Raw genomic sequence first — 19,457 nt, 5'->3', positions numbered from 1 at the left:
TGTTCTCGCCAAGTCTTCCTGCGCAACATCGCAGGACATCATGAGAGGTTCGCCCATGAAACTTCTGTCCCGCCTTGCGGCTGCTGCCCTCATCCCCCTGTTCGCCACGCAGGCGCTGGCGCTGGACTGCGCGCCGGGAAGCACGGGCCTCACTGCCCGTCCCCGTCCGGCGGAGACAGAACAGGGACGGTTCAAGATCTTTTGGCATGTGGCGACGCAGATCGAGGAACTGGCCGATGCGGCGGGCAATGCAGCCTATCAGCGTGACATTCAGGCGATCCAGCCGCTGGTCGATGGATATTACGTGAATGTGGTGCCGCCCGGCCTGCTGGCCTATTGGCCGGGGCGGCCCGTCCAGTGCTCAGTGAATTTCGGCAATGCTTTCAATGCCGGAAAAACCCTGCCGCCGGTTGTCGATGGAAAGGCAATATTGGCAGGCCCGGGTTCGGACAATACCGAGCAGCAATGCAAGTTAGAGCGCGCAAAGGATGGCGGGAACGCTACTGATGTTGGCGTCAAACATGCCGAGAAAATCAAGGAAGCGCTTCACAATCTGCAGCTTTCCAATGAGCAGAAGCGCGGCAAACTCGTGATGGGCGAGATGCTTCTTGCAACACCAGACCTTGCCGTCGATCAATCAAGTGGCAAAATTTCCGTGCAAACATTACCGCGCACCCTGTGCGTGTTCGCGCAAAGCGGCTTCGCGCCAGACATCATGATGATGTATCAGGAGCCCGTTCCTCAACTCCGGCAAGGAAACATGCTGAACCTGCCTGTGGGACCGGGCCGCTTTGGCAACGGGCCGCGCGTGGGCATGGTGAACAACAGCCCCTATAGCTTTGCCGCGGTCGCCAATGCTTTCAAGAGTGCGGGCGCTCCAGTTACGAATTTCGCGCCTAATCTCCGCGTCTGGAATCAAAATCTCGAACAGTCGAAATATTCCCGCTTTGCAAAGGACCCGTCTCTGGCGGCATTCGTTTTTGAAGGCGGCACCGCGCCCGTGAAAGGGCAGTCCACCCCGCGCATCCTGGGCTATGCGCAGGGTGCAGCGTGGATTCTGCAAAATACCGATGATGAGGTCGTTTTTCTTATGCCGACTTTTTACCTGCCGCAGGAAGCTGCGGCGCCAAATGGCGTCGATGGCCTTATTCCCCGGCTGGAGAAAACCATCCGTGATCTCAATGGCCGCATCGGAAGCGCCATGGGCTTGCCGCCCGGCAAGAACGCGATCTGCACCAGCCGCATCGCGCTGATCCCCGCCAGCTACGGCTCGCCTTTGCATCCGCAGACCTTCCCCGCGCAGCGCACCGGCGGGGCGTTCGCGGGCACCGTCACGGGCCAGATCGAGATGCTGGCGAAGCTCCGCACCGAACTGTGCGGAAAGGGCTAGAACCTGAAGGTGATGCCCGCCACCGGCCCTGCCAGTTTCGTATCGAACACGTGGCCGTCATTGCGGTAATCGACAGCCAGGATCTTGTAGCCCGCCGACATCGAAATGTTATCGGTGAAGCGGTAGTTCGCCGTGCCCAGCACCTGCCAGGTCGATTTCGAACCGATGCCGAAGCCGCCCACGTCAGCCTGCGCCAGAATCGAGAACTTGTCAGTGATGTTATAGAAAGCCCTAAGTCCGATGACGGGATCGACCCAGCTGAATTTCTCGCCGTATTTTCCGGTGAGCGGGCCAGCCGTCGCCGTCACATCGTTTGAAATGTGCCAGAAGCGCCCGCCGGCCAGCGCGTCGAGCGTAAAAGCCGCGTCATCGAGAACGCGGTAGCCGCCCATCAGCGTGGAGGTGAACTGCTTGGTATCAAGCTGGCCGGTGAGCGGTATGTCGCTGATGCTCAAATGACGCTTGTCTGTCGTGCTGACATACATGATGTCGCCTGAAAACACGAAGCGGTCATAGCGGCCCCAGATATTCACGAAGCCTCCCATGTTCAGGTGTTCGAGAATGTCGGAGAAATCCTTGTCCACATCGATTGTCGGCCCGCGCTTGAAGGGCGAGACATCGCCTTCAAGCCCCGCGCCCCACAAATACGGCGTTATCTGCAGAACCAATCCGGGATCGGAGGTTTCGGGAACCGAAAGATCGGCGGCCTGCGCGCTGCTTCCCAATGAGGCCAAAGCCGCCGCCGTCAAAATCCATTTCATTGTAAGCCCCCTATTGCAGCCGGTTCTTGTAGATGCGCCCATCTTTCATGATAAGCGCCAAATTCCTTTCCGGATCGGCGATCAGCTTGATGTCGGCCAACGGATCGCCATCGACGATCAACAGGTCTGCGAAGGCGTCCGGCTCGATGACGCCGACCCTGGCGGGGTAGGGCGTGCGCGGGCCTGACATGGCAAGCAGTTCGGCGTTGGTGCCCGTCGCCATGATGAGAATGTCGGCGGGTTCATACCAGCGCGTCAGCGTGGTGAGCAGCGCGCCCTGGTTGGCCGTGCCTGCGGGATTGAACAGGATATCGGTTCCCCATGCCGTCTTGAGCTTGAGGGACTTGGCAAAATTGTAGGCGTTGTCGGTGCCGGCGGCCACCTGAAGCTGCTTCTGCCGCGCCTCGCCGGTTTGCGGATTGGAAAATTCATTGTCGAGGAAGGCCTGGGTCGAAAGCCAGATGTCCTTCTCCTGCATCATTTTCGCCGTCGTCTCATCCATCAGCTGGCCATGCTCGATGCATTTGACGCCGCCCCGGATGGCCGTCTGGATGGCGCGCGGCGTATAGGCGTGGACGGCGACATAGGTGCCCCAATCCTCCGCCGCATCCGCGGCGGCGCGGAATTCCGGCTCCGTATACTGGCTGACATCGATGGGATCATAGGGGGACGATACGCCGCCGCCCGCCGCCAGCTTGAGTTGGCTGGCGCCCAGCATCAGCTGCTCGCGGGCGCGCTTGAGCACTTCGGGAACGCCATCGGCAATCGCACCCACGCCTGCCGCATCGGCGCGGCTCAACGGCGCATTGGGGCTTGAAGGGATTTCATAGGGAAAGCGGAAATCGCCATGGCCCGAGGTCTGCGAGATCATGGCGCCCGACGGCCAGATGCGGGGGCCGGGCGTCATTCCCATGTCGATGGCGCGCTTCAGGCCGAAGCTCGGCCCCGCCATGTCGCGCACCGTGGTGAAGCCGCGCAGCAGCGTGCGCTCGGCTTCCGCCGCCGCCGCGAGGTTGATGAAGCCGATCTCGGCCATCATCAGCACCTGCATGGGAAGCGAGGCCATCATGGTGTGCCAGTGATTGTCGATCAGTCCCGGCATCAGCGTCTTGCCGCCGCAATCGATCTTCTGCACATCGGGCGCGAGCGGCGCTTCTGAGGATTGAACAGCAGAAATCTTGTTGCCGCTCACGATCACCGTCTTGCCATCGGACAGCTTGCCGGCCTTGCCGTCAAAGAGGCGGATGTTGGTGAAAGCGATGGAGGATGGAGGAGCTGCGGGAATGCCCGCCATCGCCTCTTTCGGCCAGAACGCCATGAGCCCGGCAACGCCTGCGCCGCCCAGGAAGGCCCGGCGGGTGAATTTAAAGCTGAGGATGGCGTTCAGCCTTGCAAAGGCTGGCGTCTGGCAGAGGCAGCCGGGCGTGTGTGCGTGGCCATGCTCAAGCGCGTGCGGCATTTTCATCCTTCCCCCTCAAGGCGGGGAAGGATGAGCGTTCGAGCCTTCATGCGCAAGAGGCCATGCGGTCTCAGGCCAGCGCCTTCAATTCGCCGAGGATCGCCTCGCCCATCTGGGTGGTCGTGGCATTGGCCGCCGCGCTCCCTGCGATATCCTTGGTGCGGATGCCCTTGGCCAGCACATTGGCGATCGCCTGATCCACCTTGTCCGCCCATTCGCCGAGCCCGAAGGAATAGCGGAGCGCCATGCCGAAGCTGGCGATCATGGCGATGGGGTTGGCGGCGCCCGTGCCCGCGATGTCGGGTGCTGAGCCATGCACCGGCTCATAGAGCGCCTTGCGCCGCCCCGTCTTGGCATCGGGTGCGCCGAGCGAGGCGGAAGGCAGCATGCCAAGCGAGCCGGTGAGCATCGCCGCCACGTCGGAGAGCACGTCGCCGAAAAGGTTGTCGGTGACGATCACATCATACTGCTTCGGCCAGCGCACCAGCTGCATGGCGCAATTGTCGGCCAGCACATGCTCGAGCGTGATGTCCTTGTAGCTTTCGGCGTGAACGCGGGTGACGACCTCGTTCCACAGCACGCCCGTCTTCATCACATTGCGCTTCTCGGCGGAGGACACTTTCTTGCGCCGTGTGCGGGCGAGTTCAAACGCCACCTTGGAAATGCGCTCGATCTCGAATGTGTCATAGACCTGCGTGTCGATGCCGCGCTTCTGGCCGTTGCCGAGGTCGGTGATGGTCTTGGGCTCGCCGAAATAGACGCCGCCCGTCAGTTCACGGACGATCAGGATGTCGAGGCCTTCAACTACCTCGCGCTTGAGGGAAGAGGCATCGGCGAGGGCGGGATAGCAGATGGCGGGGCGCAGGTTGGCGAACAGGCCCAGATCCTTCCGGAGCCGCAGCAGGCCCGCCTCGGGGCGCACGTCGTAAGGCACCTTGTCCCATTTGGGTCCGCCCACCGCGCCGAACAGCACGGCATCGGCCGCCATGGCCTTCTGCATGTCGGCTTCGGAAATCGCCTTGCCATGGGCATCAAAGGCGCAACCGCCAACGAGGCCGCGGTCGATCTCGAACTTGGCAATGCCTTGTGCGTTGAACCAGCCGAGGATCGCCTCGACCTCGCGCATCACCTCGGGGCCGATGCCGTCACCGGGAAGCAGGAAAATCTTGAACGATGCCATGCGCAATCCTCACGCCTTGAAATTGTGGCGCGATGGGTAGCGGGGCCAAGCCCCCGAGGCAAGCGCGTTCTAAATATCCCTCACCTGCGTCACCCTGAAGGTGCGCAGGCGGTCGTCGTCTTCCTTGACGGACACATATTCGCCGGGCGCGAAGGCGTGGTCGCCGAAGCGGTAGCCTGACTCGTCGTCTTCCTCATCGCTATGAATGTCATAGTGAAAGGCCCATGAGCCGCCGGGCTTGCGCACCAGATGGCCCACGTCATCGGCTTCGCCGGGGCGGAAACGGCGGACGCGGCAGCGCTCTTTCAAGTCGTGGAAAGCCGCCACATCGATATGACCCTTGCCGTCGAGCGGGGCTGAAAACTCATAGCCGTAGTTGGGCGAGCCTTCGGGGAAATCGGCGTCGCGCGCCAGTTCCAGCCTGATCTTTTTTAACATGATGGTCCTGTCCTCAATGCGACATCAGCACGGGGCGGTTGAGCTTGGTGAGAACGGCCCGCGTCGCGCCGCCGAAAATGAACTCGGTGAGGCGGCTGTGGCCATAAGCACCCATGACGATGAGCCCGGCACCCGCGTCACTGGCGCAACGGAGCAGCGCCTGCCCCGCATCGGTGCCATCGGTGGGGAAGCCTTCCGTCTGCGCCTTGACGCCATGGCGGGCCAGGCTTTCGGCCAAATCGGCGCCCGGCACGGTGCCCTTGAGCGCCGGATCCTTCTGCGGATCGGCGCGGATGATGCGCACCTTCTTTGCCGCCTTGAGAAGCGGCAGGGCATCGAAGGCGGCGCGCGCCGCTTCGCGCCCGCCATCCCAGCCGACGATCACCTCGTCGAGCGACAGGGTGATGTCGCCGGTGAAGGGAAGGACGATGACCGGTCGGCCGGCGCCCAGAATGACCTGCTCGACGAAATCGCGCTCCACGCCGGTCGCGGCGTCAGGATTGGTGGTGGAGACAACGATCACATCGGCGGAGCGCCCCTGCGCGATGGTGTCGTCGGCGATCAGCGGCGTCTGCGCCTCGATCTCCTGATAGGAGAAGGGAACGCCTTCGCCGTTCATCGCCGCCTCGAAGGCCGAGCGCACGCTTGCGGCGGAATCCTTGAAATAGGTGCGGTTGCCTTCAAAGACCTGCGGCGCAGCTTCAAAGCCGACTGACGGATAGACCTGCACCGCCGGCACCACATAAAGCCCCGCCACATGGGCGCCGAGCGCCCGCGCCAACACGCCTGCGGATTTCGCCACGGCTGCAATGCGTGGCACTTCGTTCAGAGACACCAGAATGGTCTTGTAGGACATGCGGCCCTCCTCGCAATTTTCCAGTTTCCACCGGAAAGCTAGGGTGCGGGGCGGGAAGGTGCAATGACTATTCGGCGGCCTTCAGTGACGCAGGGTTGTTGGGGTGCTGCGTCCAGTTGGCATAGGCGGGATCGATGCGCCGTCCCGTGCGCGGATCGGTGCCGGAGGTCTGGCGCACCATGGTGATGCACTCATCCACGGGGCACACTTCCACGCAGAGGTTGCAGGCCACGCATTCATTGTCCATCACCTCGAAATGGCGCTTGCCATTCTTCTCCTTCATGATGGCCTGATGCGAGGTATCTTCGCAGGCGGCATAGCACCTGCCGCATTTGATGCAGAGATCCTGGTCGATCTTCGCCTTGGTGACATAGTTCAAGTTGAGATATTGCCAGTCCGTGACATTGGGCACGGCGCGGCCGCGGAACTCCTCGATGGTTGCGTAGCCTTTCTCGTCCATCCAGCGCGACAGGCCCGACTGCATCTCCTCGACGATGCGGAAGCCATAGGTCATGGCGGCGGTGCAGACCTGCACGGAGCCCGCCGACATGGCGATGAACTCCGCCGCATCGCGCCAGGTGGTGATGCCGCCGATGGCGGAAATGGGAAGCCCCCGGGTTTCTTGATCACGCGCGATCTCAGCCACCATGTTGAGCGCGATGGGCTTCACCGCCGGGCCGCAATAGCCGCCATGCGAGCCCTTGCCGTCAATCGTCGGCATGGGCGCGAAATTGTCGAGATCGACGGACACGATGGAGCTGATGGTGTTGATGAGCGACACGGCATCGGCCCCGCCCTGCAGCGCCGCGCGGGCGGGCTTCCTGATGTCGGTGATGTTGGGCGTGAGCTTGACGATCACCGGCATCCGCGTGTGCTGCTTGCACCAGCGCGCCACCATTTCGATATACTCAGGAACCTGGCCCACCGCGGCGCCCATGCCGCGCTCGCTCATGCCATGCGGGCAGCCGAAGTTCAGTTCCACCGCATCGGCATCGGTTTCCTCGACGCGCTTGAGGATTTTCTTCCACGGCTCTTCCTCGCACGGCACCATGAGGGAGACGACGACGGCGCGGTCCGGCCAGTCGCGCTTCACGCGCTTGATCTCCTGAAGATTTATCTCCAGCGGACGGTCGGTGATGAGTTCGATGTTGTTGAGGCCGAGCAGGCGGCGGTCAGCGCCGTGGATGGCGCCATAGCGAGGGCCGTTGACGTTGACGATGGGCGGGCCTTCCTCGCCCAGCGTCTTCCACACCACGCCGCCCCAGCCCGCCCTGAAGGCGCGGACGACGTTGTATTCCTTGTCGGTGGGCGGGGCCGAGGCCAGCCAGAAGGGATTGGGAGACTTGATGCCGACGAAGTTGGTGCGAAGGTCAGCCATGATATTACTCCTCGCGGGCTTGTGCCTACCGGCCCCGGCCGTCAAGATCGCTATCGCGGCGGTTGGGATAGTAGGGCTTTTTGAACTCAAGCTGGTAAAACAAGGTGCCGTGGATTCCCTGAACGGACGCCTTTTTCACCGGGCGTTTCCAGAGGTCCTCCATCATCTTCTCCATGTCGTCTACAGACGGGGCGTCGTCGAATACTTCATCGATGAAGGCGATATCCTGCCCCTCGCCTGGAAAGATCACGCTGAACAACTGTTCCGACGCAGCGAAGATGTCATAAGCACAATTGTCCGCGCCGTCGATGACCAGGATGTTCTTCATCTTGCGTTCAGCGCGCGGTGAATGGATTCGGCGGCAACTTTGCCGTCTTGGACGGCCGCGACCGTCAGGTCCTGGCCGCCCGCCACGCAATCGCCGCCCGCCCAGATGCCGGAGACGCTGGTGCGTTTTTCCGCGTCCACAGCGATGCGCCCGCCTTCCAGCAGCAGCGCGCCATCGAGCACATCCACATAGGTCTGGCCGATGGCCTTGAAGATCATGTCGGCGGCGAGATCGAAGGTTTCGCCGGTGCCCGCGAGCTTACCCTTCTTTTCTTCCGTATATTCGCAAGCGAGGCCCACGGCCTTGCCGTTCTTCACCAGAACCTTCTTCGGCATGACCCAGTGCTTGATGGTGACGCCGTTGATCTGCGCCAGATCCTGTTCATAGGGGCTGGCCTTCATTTGCGCTTCGCCGCGCCGGTAAAGAATCGTGACATCCTCGGCCCCCAGCTTTTTCGACTGCACGGCGGCGTCGATGGCCGTCATGCCGCCGCCGATCACCAGCACGCGGCGGCCTACGGGAATTCTACCGAAATTTTTTGCCTGCCGGAGACCGGCGATGAAATCGACGGCGTCCTCGATTCCCTCTGCATCCTCGTTCTTGGCGTTCAGCGCGTTCACACCGGCGAGGCCCAGGCCTAAGAACACCGCATCGAAACGAGCCTGAAGATCGGCGAGCTTCAGGTTCTTGCCCAGCGCCTTGCCATGTTCCACGCTGATGCCGCCGATCGCCAGGATGAAGTCCACTTCCTTCTGCGCGAAATGATCGACGGCCTTGTAGGTGGCGATGCCATATTCATTGAGGCCGCCGGATTTTTTGCGCGCCTCGAAGATCGTCACCTCATGGCCATGGAGCGCCAGGCGGTGGGCGCAGGCGAGGCCCGCCGGCCCCGCGCCGACCACAGCCACTTGCTTGCCGGTCGACTGCGCGCGCGCATAGGGGTGGCGCTCGTCGCCCATGGCGGCGTCTGTCGCGTAGCGTTGCAGCATGCCGATCTTGACGGGCTTTCCCTCCGCCTCGTTGCGGACGCAGGCTTCCTCGCACAGCGTTTCGGTGGGGCAGACTCTCGCGCACATGCCGCCCAGAATGTTCTGGTCGAAGATGGTCTTGGCGGCGCTCTTGGGCTGGCCGGTCTGAATCTCGCGGATGAAGAGGGGAATGTCGATCGAAGTAGGGCAGGCCGTCTGGCAGGGCGCATCGTGGCAGAAATAGCAGCGGTCGCTTTCCACCAACGCCTCGTGGTGATCGAGCGGCGGATGCAGGTCGGCGAAATTCGCCGCATAGTCTGACTTGGAAAGCCGGTGGGCCTGAATGTCGGGCCCCTTCGCTGCCGCCATGCGCTTCCTCCGCCGAAGCAATTGTCTTTTCACGGAGGATTACAGATTTTGTTCAAACGGTCAAATTTTTCCGTTTGCTTGACGGCCCATGCCGCGCCGCTTAACTCGCCTCCATGCCGCCGCCGCCCTCCGCCGATCCGATGGACCTCTTGCACGATCCCGCCATCGGCATGGCGGAGCTCAAAGAGGCAATCACCAGCGTCATGGCGCGCGACGATGATGCCGATGTGGCTCAAGCCATATCCGGAATTTTTGCAGGCGGTGCGGGGTTCCGGTCAAAGCGCCCGGCGCAAATCCTGTGGTGGTATCTGGCGCGCGAACAGGCCGCGCCGGACCGCCCGCGCCGCCGCGCGCTGCTGCCCGATGTGATGGCGGCGGCGGCCGATGAAACACCCTCAGCGGAGCGGGTGAGCCTGCTGGTTTCGCTTCTGGCGCGCTGCGTCTCAGCCCCGGCGGGCCTTGCGGATGCCGCGCGGCTTTCCGCCGTGCTGGAAAAAATTCTGCGCATCGCGCCGGAGCAACTGCTCACACCGCAGGTGATGGCATCGGCGCGGCGGCTGTCGCATGTGGGGTTGATGCGGGCGATGGCGGAACGCAGTTCCGGTGCGCCGGATGATGCGGACACGCAGCAAAGCCTCGCGGCAATTCTGCAGGCGCTGTTCAAGCTCAATGACCTGCAAGGCCTGGAGAATGCCGTTGATGGCGTCTGGCGGCGCGATCCGGCCAATGCGCAGATGAGCCTGCTTCTGGCGCGCGTGAAGGCTGGACAGGGAGCGGAGCCTGCGGAGGTTGCGCCGCTGTTCGAGGCGCTCGGTGAGGCGTGTGATCCGGCGGTCCAGGCCGCGCTGCTGTGGGCGGCGAGTTTCTGTTACGGCTGGCGCGATTATGACCGGGCACGGGCGTTCTATGCCTGCCTGCCCACCGATGCCCGCGTGCCGCCCAAGAATCGCGGGCAGATGAAGCTGCTCGGCTTTGCCGTTCCAGACGAGGCTGAAGCGGGGCAAACGCCTCTGTCGCCACTCGCCCTGGTCCTTGCGGAAGCCGGGGCGCTGTCGCGCGCCAGCATGGGATATGACAGTGCTGATGGCCCCGGTGATCTGGCGCAGGCGTTGCGCGCGCTGGCCGATGCGGCAGCGAAACTCACACTTGAAGACTCGCCAGACCTCACGGCAGGCCCGGCGCGCCTGCTGCAACTGGCGCGCGGGCGGTTTTCGCATTTCGAGATGGGTCCGCTGTCTCACGAAGAAAAATATGGCTGGATCGATCCCCGGCGGATGAGGGCGATCCATGACGGTCTTCTGGGCGTCGCGGCAGCCATTGCGGTAAATGCGGTGGAGGCGGCGCGGCTGGGCCATCTCCGGCTTCCTGTCGCCAGCCTTGTGAGGCTTGCCGAACTTGCAACCGATTGCCTGATGCACCGCGACGAGGCCCATGCGGCGCGCGCCATGCTGCTGCCGCTGGCCGATCTGGGCATTTCAGGTGCCGTCGTGAACCGCCTGCTGCAACGGACCGATTTGCAGGATGGCGCCATTGCGCAGGCGATGGCGCGCACGGACGATGCCGGGATGACCGGCCATGCCGTTCTCGACCGTGACGCATGGACGTCGCGCGAAGGGATCATCTGGACAATCCTGCTGGACGAAGCCCCGGTGTCATTCGATTTCGACATGGTGCTTCCCGATGGGGCCTTACGGCGCGAGGGCCATCATGTGGCGGGGACGCAGCTGATGGCCGCCCACGTGCCCGGCCTCACGCTCCGCGAGGCGGAGATTGTGTTGGGTCCACGGGGCTCCGTGTTGCGCGCGCAGCTCTGGCATTATCCGCAGGACTATCCGCCGCGCTCACCGCGCACCGTTGCGCAGGAAAAGCGCGGGGTGATCTGGCGCTGTGTGCCGCGGCGGGTGATTGCGGAGCCAGTGGTGGTTCTGGAAAGTTTCGACGTGCTGAGCCACCGCAACTATTATCACTGGACGCTGCTGATCCTCTCCCGCATCCGCTATCTGCTCGCCGAAGGCCATCTCGCGCGCCGCAAACTTGTGGTGCCGGATGATCTTTCTCAGTGGATGGAGGCGATGCTGTCGCTCATCGGCTTGCCAAGGGAACAGCGCGTGTCCATCGGGACCGATGAGGAGGTCGTGTTTTCCGATGCGCTGCTGGTGTCTTCGGTGGAACTCGCGTCCCCAATCCTCACGCTGGGATTGCGCGGCGCGATGATCAAGGCGGCGGAAGGGGATGACGCGCCCGGATTTCTCTATCTCGCGCGGCGCGGCAATCTCCGGCGCGCGCTTCTGAACGAGGACGAGATCGAGCAGGAGGCCGTGGCGCAGGGCTTCCGCGTGGTCTATCCTGCCGAGATGACGGTTGCCGAGCAGGTTTCACTCTTTTCCAGGGCGCGCGGCGTGGCGGGGCCGGAAGGCGCTGCCTTTACCAATACGATGTTCTGCAGGCCCGGCACCCGCATCCTGAGCATCCTCAGCCGCAACGATCTTTATCCGACTTTCACCGATCTGTCCGCCGTGTGCGGGCTCGCGCACCGCCAGCTTCTGGGGCGAGGCGAGCCCGATGCCGAGGGCTATCAATATATCTATGGTGCCTATGCCATCGACCGGCAGCAGGCGCGCGAGGCGCTGGCGTGGGTGACAGGAGGCCCGCGATGAATGATCACCCGGAACGTGCGATTGCCAAGGCCTGCGAAGACCGGCTTGCGCAGCACGGCGATACGCATCTGGGAAACGGCTATACGCGCAGCCCGGAAGAGGCTGAGGCGCAATATGCGATGATGCTGGAGGTGATCCGCGAGAAAGTCGGGCCCGTGACGGTGCTCGATTTCGGCTGCGGCCTCGCGCATCTCTTCGATCACATCAAGGCCAGGCCCGGGCTGTCGCATCTCGACTACACCGGCGTTGACCTTTCGGAAAAATATCTCGAGCTGGCGCGGCAGCGGCAGCCCGATGCAAAGCTGCTGTGCCTCAACATTCTTGAAAATGACAGCCGGCTTCCGGTGTTCGACTATGTGATCATGAACGGCGTGTTCAATTACCGCGGCGCCATCCCGCGCGGCGAGATGGTTGCCTACTGGCAGCGACTGCTCAGGGTGGCTTTCGCGCATTGCCGCAAGGGGCTCGCTTTCAACGCCATGTCGAAGCTGGTGGACTGGGAGCGCGATGACCTGTTTCATCTCTCCTTCGACGAGATGGCGGCGTTCGTGGGGCCGAACCTCAGCCGGCATTTCGTGATCCGTCACGATTATCCCGCCTATGAATTCACAACTTACGTCTATCGCAGCGCGACGCGGTTGTGATCACGCCCGAAGGCTTCGCTCATCCCGCCTATGCGGCGGTTTTCCGGGACTGGGGAGAGCCCTATGCGCTTGCCCGCTCGGGGGGAAGCGTTCTTCTGCGTAATATTCTGCATACGGACTATCGGGATGCGATGGGGTGCCATCCGCTGTTCTGCTGCCGTGACTGGTCCGGGCTCGGCGATGATCTCGACGATCTCGCGGCGCATGCCATCAGCGCCGTGATGGTGCCCGACCCCTTCGATGCGCCGGATGAAGAGAGGTTGCGCCGCATCTTCACGCGGGTGACGCCATTCAAGACCCATTATGTAACCGATCTTGCGCCGCCCATCGAAAGCTATGTTCCCCGCCGCAGGCTGGCCAGCGCCTCGCGGGCGATGGAGGGGATGCAGATCGGATTTGTTGACGCGCCCCACGTCCTGGCGGACTGGCTGCGCCTTCAGGAGGGCGATGCGGCCCGGCGGCTCAGAACCGGATTCAACACGCTGACGGAGGCGATGCTGGAGAGGTTTCTCTCCGTGCCCGGCGTCTTCGTGCTCGCCGCCCGCTATCTGGGAAAGACGGTGGGGATGCATCTCGGCTTTCATCAGGGCGATATCGTCTATCCGCATCTCGGCGCCTTCGATGATGCGGGATACCGGCTGGGCGCTTCCGCGGCGATGCAGATATTTGAAATCCGCCACTTCACGGGGAAGGCGCGCTTCATTGACTGGGGCGGCGTGCCGGGCGCCGCAAATGCCGAAACCGGCCTCAGCCGCTTCAAGCAGGACTTCTCGAACATGCGGCGCATGACCTATCTGTGCGCGAAGATTCTCAACCCGCAGGCTTATGATGAATTGTCCCGCCGCTGCCCGCCCACCGCTTATTTTCCAGCCTATCGCGCCGGCGAGATGACAGGGGGAGGCCCATGAAGCTCGAATTCCTGATGTGCGGCAATCACACCGACGCCTTCCTGTCGCAGGCCGCCATGTACCGGATGATGCTCGACTCGCATGGCGGCGATCACGCGCGGGCGCGGCTGGTGCTGTGCGTCGGCGGCCCGTCACGCGAAGCGTTGCCCGCGCGGTTCCGGCGCGCCTTTGAAAACATCGATCTCATCTGGGCCGGCCTCGAAGAATATGCGGAACGCGGCGACTATGCGCAGAGCGACCTGATCTACCGCGTGCTGGATGAGACAGCCGATCTTTCGGTGATCTGCGATGCCGATACGATGCTGGTGCGCCCGCTGCCGGAGGATTATCTCAAGGAGATGCAGCGCGGGCCGGCGCTCACCGGCTGCATCGCCCATTACCAGCCACCGCTGAAAGACTTTCGTGTGCCGCCGCCGCCCGCCATCGCAAGCGTGGAGGCGCTGTGGCAAATCCTCGGCGAGCGGCTGCTGGGGCACGGGATTGAAACGCCTTACCGTTACACGCTGAAAAAGAAGCCGGAGGATGTGCCGGGGCTTTGCCCCTTCTATATCAATCTCGGGTTCTTCGCCGGGCCGCCCAAAATGCTGAAGGCGTTTCATGCCGAACATCAGAAGATCGTGCCGGTGGTTCGCGGCATTCTGGATAACATGTTCTACGAGCAGCTCTCGGTGCCCTATGCCGCCGCGCGCGCCGAGCTTGCCACGCGCGCCTTGCCGATGCGCTTCAATTTTCCCAATGATCCGATTGCCGACCGCATGCACCCGGATGAGTTACGGCAGGCGGTGAACGTCCACTATCTCCGCACCACTCTTTTCGACCGCCACCGCATCTTCGCAACTGCGGAAGACTTTGCAGCCTTCCTTGCGCTGCACCTTGAGGGATCGAACAAGGTTTTCCGCGACGCCATAGCGCATGTGACGGGCAGTCACTATCCTTTCGGAGCCTGATAGACAGAGGGCGGCAGACGCTCTAATTGTACGACAATTAAAAAATCGAGGCACCCCATGACCGGCAACCCGAAGAAACCCCTCAAGTTCCGCTCGCAGAACTGGTTCGACAATCCCGCCAATGCCGACATGACGGCGCTTTATCTCGAGCGCTATCTGAACTTCGGCCTCACCAAGAACGAGCTGCAGGGCGGCAAGCCGATCATCGGCATCGCGCAGACGGGCTCCGATCTCTCGCCCTGCAACCGCGCCCATGTGGACCTCGTGAAGCGGGTGCGCGACGGCATCTATCAGGCAGGCGGCATTCCGCTGGAATTTCCGGTGCATCCCATTCAGGAAACCGGCAAGCGCCCCACCGCCTCGCTCGACCGCAACCTGTCCTACCTGTCGATCGTCGAAGTGCTTTATGGCTATCCCATCGACGGCGTGGTGCTGACGGTCGGCTGCGACAAGACCACCCCCGCCTGCCTGATGGCGGCGGCGACGGTTGACATTCCGGCCATCTGTCTGTCCTCGGGCCCAATGCTGAACGGCTGGTACAAGGGCCAGCGCACCGGCTCCGGCACCATCGTGTGGATGGCGCGCGAGAAGCTCGCCACCGGCGAACTCGACTATGAAGGCTTCGTCGATCTCGTCGCCACCTCCGCACCGTCCACGGGCTTCTGCAACACCATGGGCACGGCGACGACGATGAACTCGCTCACCGAGGCCCTGGGCATGTCGCTGCCCGGCAATGCGGCGATCCCCGCGCCCTACCGCGAGCGCGGGCAGATGGCGTTTGAAACCGGCAAGCGCATCGTCGGCATGGTGCATGAGGACCTGACGCCGTCGAAGATCATGACGCGCAAGGCGTTCGAGAACGCCATCGCCGTCAATACCGCCATCGGCGGTTCCACCAATGCGCCGAACCATTTGAACGCCGTGGCGCGGCACATGGGAGTCGAGCTCAATGTCATCGACTGGGAGAAGGTGGGCTACAATCTGCCGCTGATCGTCAATTTGCAGCCGGCGGGCGAATATCTGGGCGAGGATTATCACCGCGCCGGCGGCGTTCCCGCAGTCATCGCCGAACTCATCAAGGCGGGAAAGATTCACGAAGACTGCATGACCGCCAATGGCAAGACTATCGGCGAGAACTGCAAGGACAAGTTCTCCTGGGACAGGAGCGTCATCAAGGAATATGGCCAGCCGCTGAAGGAACATGCGGGCTTCAAGATGCTGAGCGGCAATCTCTTCGATTCCGCCATCATGAAGACCAGCGTGATCTCCGAGGAATTCCGCCAGCGCTATCTCTCGAATCCAAAAGATCCCAATGCCTTCGTGGCGAAGGCCATCGTGTTCGACGGGCCGGAGGATTATCACGCCCATATCGACGATCCGAAGCTCGGCATAGACGAGAATACCATCCTGTTCATCCGCGGCGTCGGGCCGCTCGGTTATCCCGGTGCCGCTGAAGTGGTGAACATGCGGGCGCCCAACTATCTTCTGGAAAAGAACATCCGCTCGCTCCCCTGCGTGGGCGACGGGCGGCAGTCCGGCACATCCGGTTCGCCGTCGATCCTCAATGCCTCGCCGGAAGCGGCGGCGGGCGGCGGCCTTGCCATTCTGAAAAACGGCGACAAGGTGCGCATCGACCTCAACAAGGGCACCTGCGACATGCTGGTGCCGGAGGCCGAGCTTCAGGCGCGGCGTGATGCGCTGGCCAAGGCCGGCGGCTACAAGGTACCGGAGAGCCAGACGCCGTGGCAGGAAATCTTCCGCGCCAATGTCGACCAGCTTTCGAACGGCATGGTGCTGAAGGGCGCCGTCAAGTTCCAGCGCATTGCCAAGACCAAGGGCATCCCGCGGGACAATCACTGAGATGATCGAGATCAGGTCGAAGTCGCTGCGCGCGGTGTTCAATCCGTTCGGCGCGAGGCTCGTGTCGCTGTTCACCGATGGCGTGGATGTGGTGGCGGGCGGCGATGGCATCGCCGATGTGGCGGTGGGCGAAATCTATGCCGGCACCACCTGTGGCCGCATCGCCGGGCGCATCACCAATGCGCGCTTTCCACTGGACGGCAGGATCGTAGAAGTCGCCCCCAACATGGAAGGCCGCCACCAGCTGCACGGCGGGCCAGACAATTTCGCCATCCGCACCTGGGAGGCGAAGGCCACCGGCGACAGCGTGCGTTTTTCGCTGACCTCGGCCGATGGCGACCAGGGCTATCCCGGCAAGCTGGACGTGACGGCGACCTATGCGATCGAAGACAATGTGCTCTCCGCCGATTTCGAAGCGAGGACGGACAAGCCCACGATCATCAACCTTACGAACCACGCCTACTGGAACATGGCAGGCAAGGGCAGCGGGCTGGCGCAGGCGGCGGTGATCGACGCGCACTCCTATCTGCCGCTTGATTCACTGAAGCTCCCGACCGGCGAGGTGAAGCTGGTGGACGGCACGCGCTTCGATTTCCGCAAGGAACGCGTGGTGGGCGAGGTCTATGACCATGCCTTCATCCTCAACGGCGCGCGCGGCGATTTGAAGCGCGCCATCCGCCTCAGCGATCCTGAGTCAGGCCGGGCGATGGAAATTTTCTGCACCGAAGGCTGCCTGCAATTCTATACCGCCGAACACTGGGGCCCGTCGATCCCCGGCAAATATGGCCCCCTTGCGCAATATGGCGCCATTGCGCTCGAAGCGCAGAACTTTCCCGACGCGCCAAACCATGCGAATTTCCCAAGCGGTGTGCTGCGCCCCGGCGAAACGTATCGCCACCGCATCGAATGGCGGTTTTAATTTGTCTTCTCCCCGCGGGACGCGGGGAGAAGGTGGACGCGCCCCGCGCGGCCGGATGAGGGCCGATGGCTCGCGAAGCGAGGCATCGGTGCCGAAAGTTCCGTCTTGCTTCGCAAGCCGGCCCTCATCCGCCCTTCGGGCACCTTCTCCCAAATGAATTTGGGAGAAGGGTGATCACAAAAAATTATACGGATCGACGTCCACCTGCAGCGATAGCGCGCCTTTGGGTTTTACGTCCTTCAGCCATTGCTGCAGGAAGGCCTGGATGTTCACGTCACGGCCGGCCTTGACGAGGAAGCGCCAGCGGTGGCGGCCGCGCACGATGGCGATGGGGGCGGGGGCGGGGCCGAGCACAGTGACGCCATCGCCCAACGGCACCAGCCGCGCCACATCGCGCGTGACGCGTTCGGTCTCCGCCGCATCAGTGCCGGACAGAATCACGGCAGCGAGGCGGCCATAGGGCGGGAGGCCCGCCGACTCGCGAATGGCGCGTTCCTGCGCCAGATAGCCGTCGCGGTCGCCATTCTTCAGCGCCCGCATCAGCGGATGATCGGGCACATAGGTCTGGATCAGCGCGCGGCCCGGTTTCTCGCCCCGCCCCGCACGGCCCGCCACCTGCGCCAGCAGCGCCCAGGTGCGCTCGGCCCCGCGCGGATCGCTTGATTCCAGCGCGAGGTCGGCATCGACGACGCCCACGAAGGTGAGATGGGGAAAATGATGGCCCTTGGCCACCAGCTGCGTGCCGATGACGAGGCGCGTTTCGCCATCCTCCACCTCGCGCAGCGCATCGCGGAGCAGCGTGCCGCGCGAAAGGTCGCTGGAGAGCACGCCGATCCTGACATCGGGAAACAGCCGCGCCGCTTCCTCCGACAGACGCTCGATGCCGGGGCCAACCGGCGTCAATTTGTTTTCGGCACCACAGGAGGGGCAGGCATGGGGGATCGGTTCCACATGGCCACAGTGATGGCACATCAGCTGGCGGCGGAAGCGGTGCTCCACCAGCGCCGCCGCGCAGTTCGGGCAATTCATGCGGTGACCGCAGGCGCGGCACAGCGTCAGGGGCGCATAGCCCCTTCGGTTCAGGAACAGCAGCGCCTGATCGCCTGATTGAAGCGTGCGGGTGACGGCCTCGACCAGCGGCGGCGACAGCCAGGCGCCCGGTTCCAGCTTCTGCAGCTTCATGTCGAGAAGCCCGACCTCGGGCAGTTCCGGGCGGCCATGGCGATCCGTGAGCCTGACGATGCCGTAGCGGCCGCGATCAACATTGACGAGCGACTCGAGCGAGGGTGTGGCGGAGGAGAGCACCACCGGAAACTTGCCGATCGATCCATAGAGCACGGCCATGTCGCGGGCGTGATAGGGAACGCCCTCATCCTGCTTGTAGGCGCTTTCATGTTCCTCATCGACGACGATGAGGCCGAGCTTCTTCCATGGCAGGAACAAGGCCGAGCGCGCGCCGACGACGATCTTCGCCTCGCCAGTGGCGATGCCCCTCCACACGCGCTCGCGTTCACGGGGACGGAGATCGGAATGCCATTGCGCGGGATCGCATCCGAAGCGCGCTTCGACGCGGGAGAGAAAACTTTGGGTGAGCGCGATTTCCGGCAGCAGCAGCAGCACCTGTGCACCGGACGCCAGCGCCGCCGCCATGGCCTCGAAATAGACTTCCGTTTTGCCCGATCCCGTCACGCCATCGAGCAGCATCACCTTGTGGGCGCGCGCCGCCACAACAGCGCGAAGCTCCTGCGCCGCCTTCTGCTGCTCGCGCGAGAGCCTCAATCCCCCCGCATTGAGATCGGGGGCCACGAAGGCGCGCAGGGCGGGCAGCGCCACGGCTTCCAGCGCGCCGTCCTTCACGAGGCTCTTGATGACCGAGGTGCCGACGCCTGCCGCATCGGCCAGTTCCGAGGCGCGCATGGCAAAGCCCTCGCGCGCTTCCTCCAGCACGCGGGCGCGCTGCGGCGTCATACGTTTGGGCGTTGCGCCCGTGGTGCGATAGGCGGTCTGCCCGCGGGGTTCGGCAAAGGCTGAAGGCACGCGCAGCACCATGCGCAGCACATTGCCCATGGGTTCGAGATAATAGGCGGCCAGCCAGCTCACGAATTTGCGGTGCGTCTCGGGCATCGGCGCCATGTCGAAGACGCCCAGCACATCACGGAGCCTCGTGCCTTCGGGCGCCTCCTGCCTCAGCGCCCAGACGACGCCAATCATCTGCCGGGGGCCGAGCGGCACGGCCACATAGCTTCCCGGCACAAGCGGCAGCCCCGGCGGGATGCGGTAGGAATAGGGGCCGTCCAGCGCCAGCGGCAGCAGCACATCGGCAATGGGGGCGGAATCGGCGGTCATCGCGTCTGAAATAGACGTGGAGGGAACCGGCTTCCAGCCCTATATCGGC

The 19,457-nt window shown here is 63.3% G+C and carries 16 protein-coding genes; 7 read left to right on the top strand and 9 right to left on the bottom strand.

Going from position 1 to position 19,457, the window contains the following annotated elements:
* Positions 1–55 precede the first annotated feature (55 nt).
* The gene (locus tag QM694_RS11955) at positions 56–1,390 is read left to right on the top strand and encodes a hypothetical protein (RefSeq protein ID WP_415007154.1); all 1,335 of its coding nucleotides are present in this window, start codon (positions 56–58) and stop codon (positions 1,388–1,390) included.
* Here QM694_RS11955 and QM694_RS11950 read toward each other — a convergent pair.
* The 8 genes from QM694_RS11950 to QM694_RS11915 all read right to left on the bottom strand — a co-directional run bounded on the left by QM694_RS11950 (position 1,387) and on the right by QM694_RS11915 (position 9,127).
* Positions 1,387–2,151: a hypothetical protein gene (locus QM694_RS11950; RefSeq protein ID WP_415007153.1), complete on the bottom strand. Its 765-nt coding sequence runs from the start codon at positions 2,149–2,151 to the stop codon at positions 1,387–1,389. The two genes, QM694_RS11955 and QM694_RS11950, sit on opposite strands and share 4 nt — an antisense overlap.
* A 10-nt stretch (positions 2,152–2,161) precedes the next feature.
* Entirely contained in the window at positions 2,162–3,610 is a 1,449-nt protein-coding gene (locus QM694_RS11945) for an amidohydrolase family protein (RefSeq protein ID WP_415007152.1), read from the bottom strand.
* A gap of 70 nt (positions 3,611–3,680) precedes the next feature.
* On the bottom strand, positions 3,681–4,790 hold the full coding sequence (gene leuB, locus QM694_RS11940; protein WP_415007151.1) for a 3-isopropylmalate dehydrogenase: 1,110 nt from the start codon (positions 4,788–4,790) through the stop codon (positions 3,681–3,683).
* 69 nt (positions 4,791–4,859) lie between these two features.
* Positions 4,860–5,228, bottom strand: coding sequence for a hypothetical protein (locus QM694_RS11935; protein ID WP_415007150.1), 369 nt, complete (start codon positions 5,226–5,228; stop codon positions 4,860–4,862).
* A 13-nt stretch (positions 5,229–5,241) separates the two neighbouring features.
* Entirely contained in the window at positions 5,242–6,084 is an 843-nt protein-coding gene (locus QM694_RS11930; protein WP_415007149.1) for a universal stress protein, read from the bottom strand.
* Positions 6,085–6,151: 67 nt separating this feature from the next.
* Positions 6,152–7,462 (bottom strand): NAD-dependent dihydropyrimidine dehydrogenase subunit PreA, encoded by a 1,311-nt coding sequence (gene preA, locus QM694_RS11925; protein ID WP_415007148.1) that lies wholly within the window; start codon positions 7,460–7,462, stop codon positions 6,152–6,154.
* Between the two features lie 25 nt (positions 7,463–7,487).
* Positions 7,488–7,790 (bottom strand): hypothetical protein, encoded by a 303-nt coding sequence (locus QM694_RS11920; RefSeq protein ID WP_415007147.1) that lies wholly within the window; start codon positions 7,788–7,790, stop codon positions 7,488–7,490.
* On the bottom strand, positions 7,787–9,127 hold the full coding sequence (locus QM694_RS11915; protein WP_415007146.1) for an NAD(P)-dependent oxidoreductase: 1,341 nt from the start codon (positions 9,125–9,127) through the stop codon (positions 7,787–7,789). Before QM694_RS11915 ends, QM694_RS11920 begins: the two co-directional genes overlap by 4 nt.
* 113 nt (positions 9,128–9,240) lie before the next feature.
* On the opposite strand from QM694_RS11915, the gene QM694_RS11910 reads away from it, so the two are divergent.
* From QM694_RS11910 to QM694_RS11885, 6 genes are read left to right on the top strand one after another with little or no spacing between them, the layout of a single operon-like run.
* A complete protein-coding gene (locus tag QM694_RS11910; RefSeq protein ID WP_415007145.1) occupies positions 9,241–11,784 on the top strand; it encodes a glycosyltransferase family 61 protein in 2,544 nt (847 codons plus the stop codon).
* Entirely contained in the window at positions 11,781–12,428 is a 648-nt protein-coding gene (locus QM694_RS11905; protein WP_415007144.1) for a class I SAM-dependent methyltransferase, read from the top strand. The genes QM694_RS11910 and QM694_RS11905 overlap by 4 nt, the downstream gene beginning before the upstream one ends.
* Positions 12,425–13,336, top strand: coding sequence for a GNAT family N-acetyltransferase (locus tag QM694_RS11900; protein ID WP_415007143.1), 912 nt, complete (start codon positions 12,425–12,427; stop codon positions 13,334–13,336). Before QM694_RS11905 ends, QM694_RS11900 begins: the two co-directional genes overlap by 4 nt.
* Positions 13,333–14,283 carry a hypothetical protein gene (locus tag QM694_RS11895; protein WP_415007142.1) on the top strand — a complete coding sequence of 317 codons (951 nt, stop codon included), beginning with the start codon at positions 13,333–13,335 and terminating at the stop codon, positions 14,281–14,283. Before QM694_RS11900 ends, QM694_RS11895 begins: the two co-directional genes overlap by 4 nt.
* A 57-nt stretch (positions 14,284–14,340) precedes the next feature.
* A complete protein-coding gene (locus tag QM694_RS11890; RefSeq protein ID WP_415007141.1) occupies positions 14,341–16,143 on the top strand; it encodes an IlvD/Edd family dehydratase in 1,803 nt (600 codons plus the stop codon).
* Between the two features lies 1 nt (position 16,144).
* Positions 16,145–17,062 carry an aldose epimerase family protein gene (locus QM694_RS11885; RefSeq protein ID WP_415007140.1) on the top strand — a complete coding sequence of 306 codons (918 nt, stop codon included), beginning with the start codon at positions 16,145–16,147 and terminating at the stop codon, positions 17,060–17,062.
* Between the two features lie 174 nt (positions 17,063–17,236).
* Here the strand turns inward: QM694_RS11885 and QM694_RS11880 are convergent, their stop codons facing one another.
* Positions 17,237–19,408: a primosomal protein N' gene (locus QM694_RS11880; protein WP_415007139.1), complete on the bottom strand. Its 2,172-nt coding sequence runs from the start codon at positions 19,406–19,408 to the stop codon at positions 17,237–17,239.
* Positions 19,409–19,457 lie beyond the last annotated feature (49 nt).

This window comes from Aestuariivirga sp. (genome assembly GCF_047602625.1).
In the GTDB taxonomy this organism is placed as follows: domain Bacteria; phylum Pseudomonadota; class Alphaproteobacteria; order Rhizobiales; family Aestuariivirgaceae; genus Aestuariivirga.
Note: the sequence above shows the minus strand (reverse complement) of the source record. Positions and strands in the feature narration are given on the sequence as shown.

Excerpts from the sequence above, each read along its gene's own strand:
- QM694_RS11955 (WP_415007154.1), top strand. The coding sequence starts at position 56 with ATGAAACTTCTGTCCCGCCTTGCGGCTGCTGCCCTCATCCCCCTGTTC.
- QM694_RS11950 (WP_415007153.1), bottom strand. The coding sequence starts at position 2,151 with ATGAAATGGATTTTGACGGCGGCGGCTTTGGCCTCATTGGGAAGCAGC.
- QM694_RS11945 (WP_415007152.1), bottom strand. The coding sequence starts at position 3,610 with ATGCCGCACGCGCTTGAGCATGGCCACGCACACACGCCCGGCTGCCTC.
- leuB (WP_415007151.1), bottom strand. The coding sequence starts at position 4,790 with ATGGCATCGTTCAAGATTTTCCTGCTTCCCGGTGACGGCATCGGCCCC.
- QM694_RS11935 (WP_415007150.1), bottom strand. The coding sequence starts at position 5,228 with ATGTTAAAAAAGATCAGGCTGGAACTGGCGCGCGACGCCGATTTCCCC.
- QM694_RS11930 (WP_415007149.1), bottom strand. The coding sequence starts at position 6,084 with ATGTCCTACAAGACCATTCTGGTGTCTCTGAACGAAGTGCCACGCATT.
- preA (WP_415007148.1), bottom strand. The coding sequence starts at position 7,462 with ATGGCTGACCTTCGCACCAACTTCGTCGGCATCAAGTCTCCCAATCCC.
- QM694_RS11920 (WP_415007147.1), bottom strand. The coding sequence starts at position 7,790 with ATGAAGAACATCCTGGTCATCGACGGCGCGGACAATTGTGCTTATGAC.
- QM694_RS11915 (WP_415007146.1), bottom strand. The coding sequence starts at position 9,127 with ATGGCGGCAGCGAAGGGGCCCGACATTCAGGCCCACCGGCTTTCCAAG.
- QM694_RS11910 (WP_415007145.1), top strand. The coding sequence starts at position 9,241 with ATGCCGCCGCCGCCCTCCGCCGATCCGATGGACCTCTTGCACGATCCC.
- QM694_RS11905 (WP_415007144.1), top strand. The coding sequence starts at position 11,781 with ATGAATGATCACCCGGAACGTGCGATTGCCAAGGCCTGCGAAGACCGG.
- QM694_RS11895 (WP_415007142.1), top strand. The coding sequence starts at position 13,333 with ATGAAGCTCGAATTCCTGATGTGCGGCAATCACACCGACGCCTTCCTG.
- QM694_RS11890 (WP_415007141.1), top strand. The coding sequence starts at position 14,341 with ATGACCGGCAACCCGAAGAAACCCCTCAAGTTCCGCTCGCAGAACTGG.
- QM694_RS11885 (WP_415007140.1), top strand. The coding sequence starts at position 16,145 with ATGATCGAGATCAGGTCGAAGTCGCTGCGCGCGGTGTTCAATCCGTTC.
- QM694_RS11880 (WP_415007139.1), bottom strand. The coding sequence starts at position 19,408 with ATGACCGCCGATTCCGCCCCCATTGCCGATGTGCTGCTGCCGCTGGCG.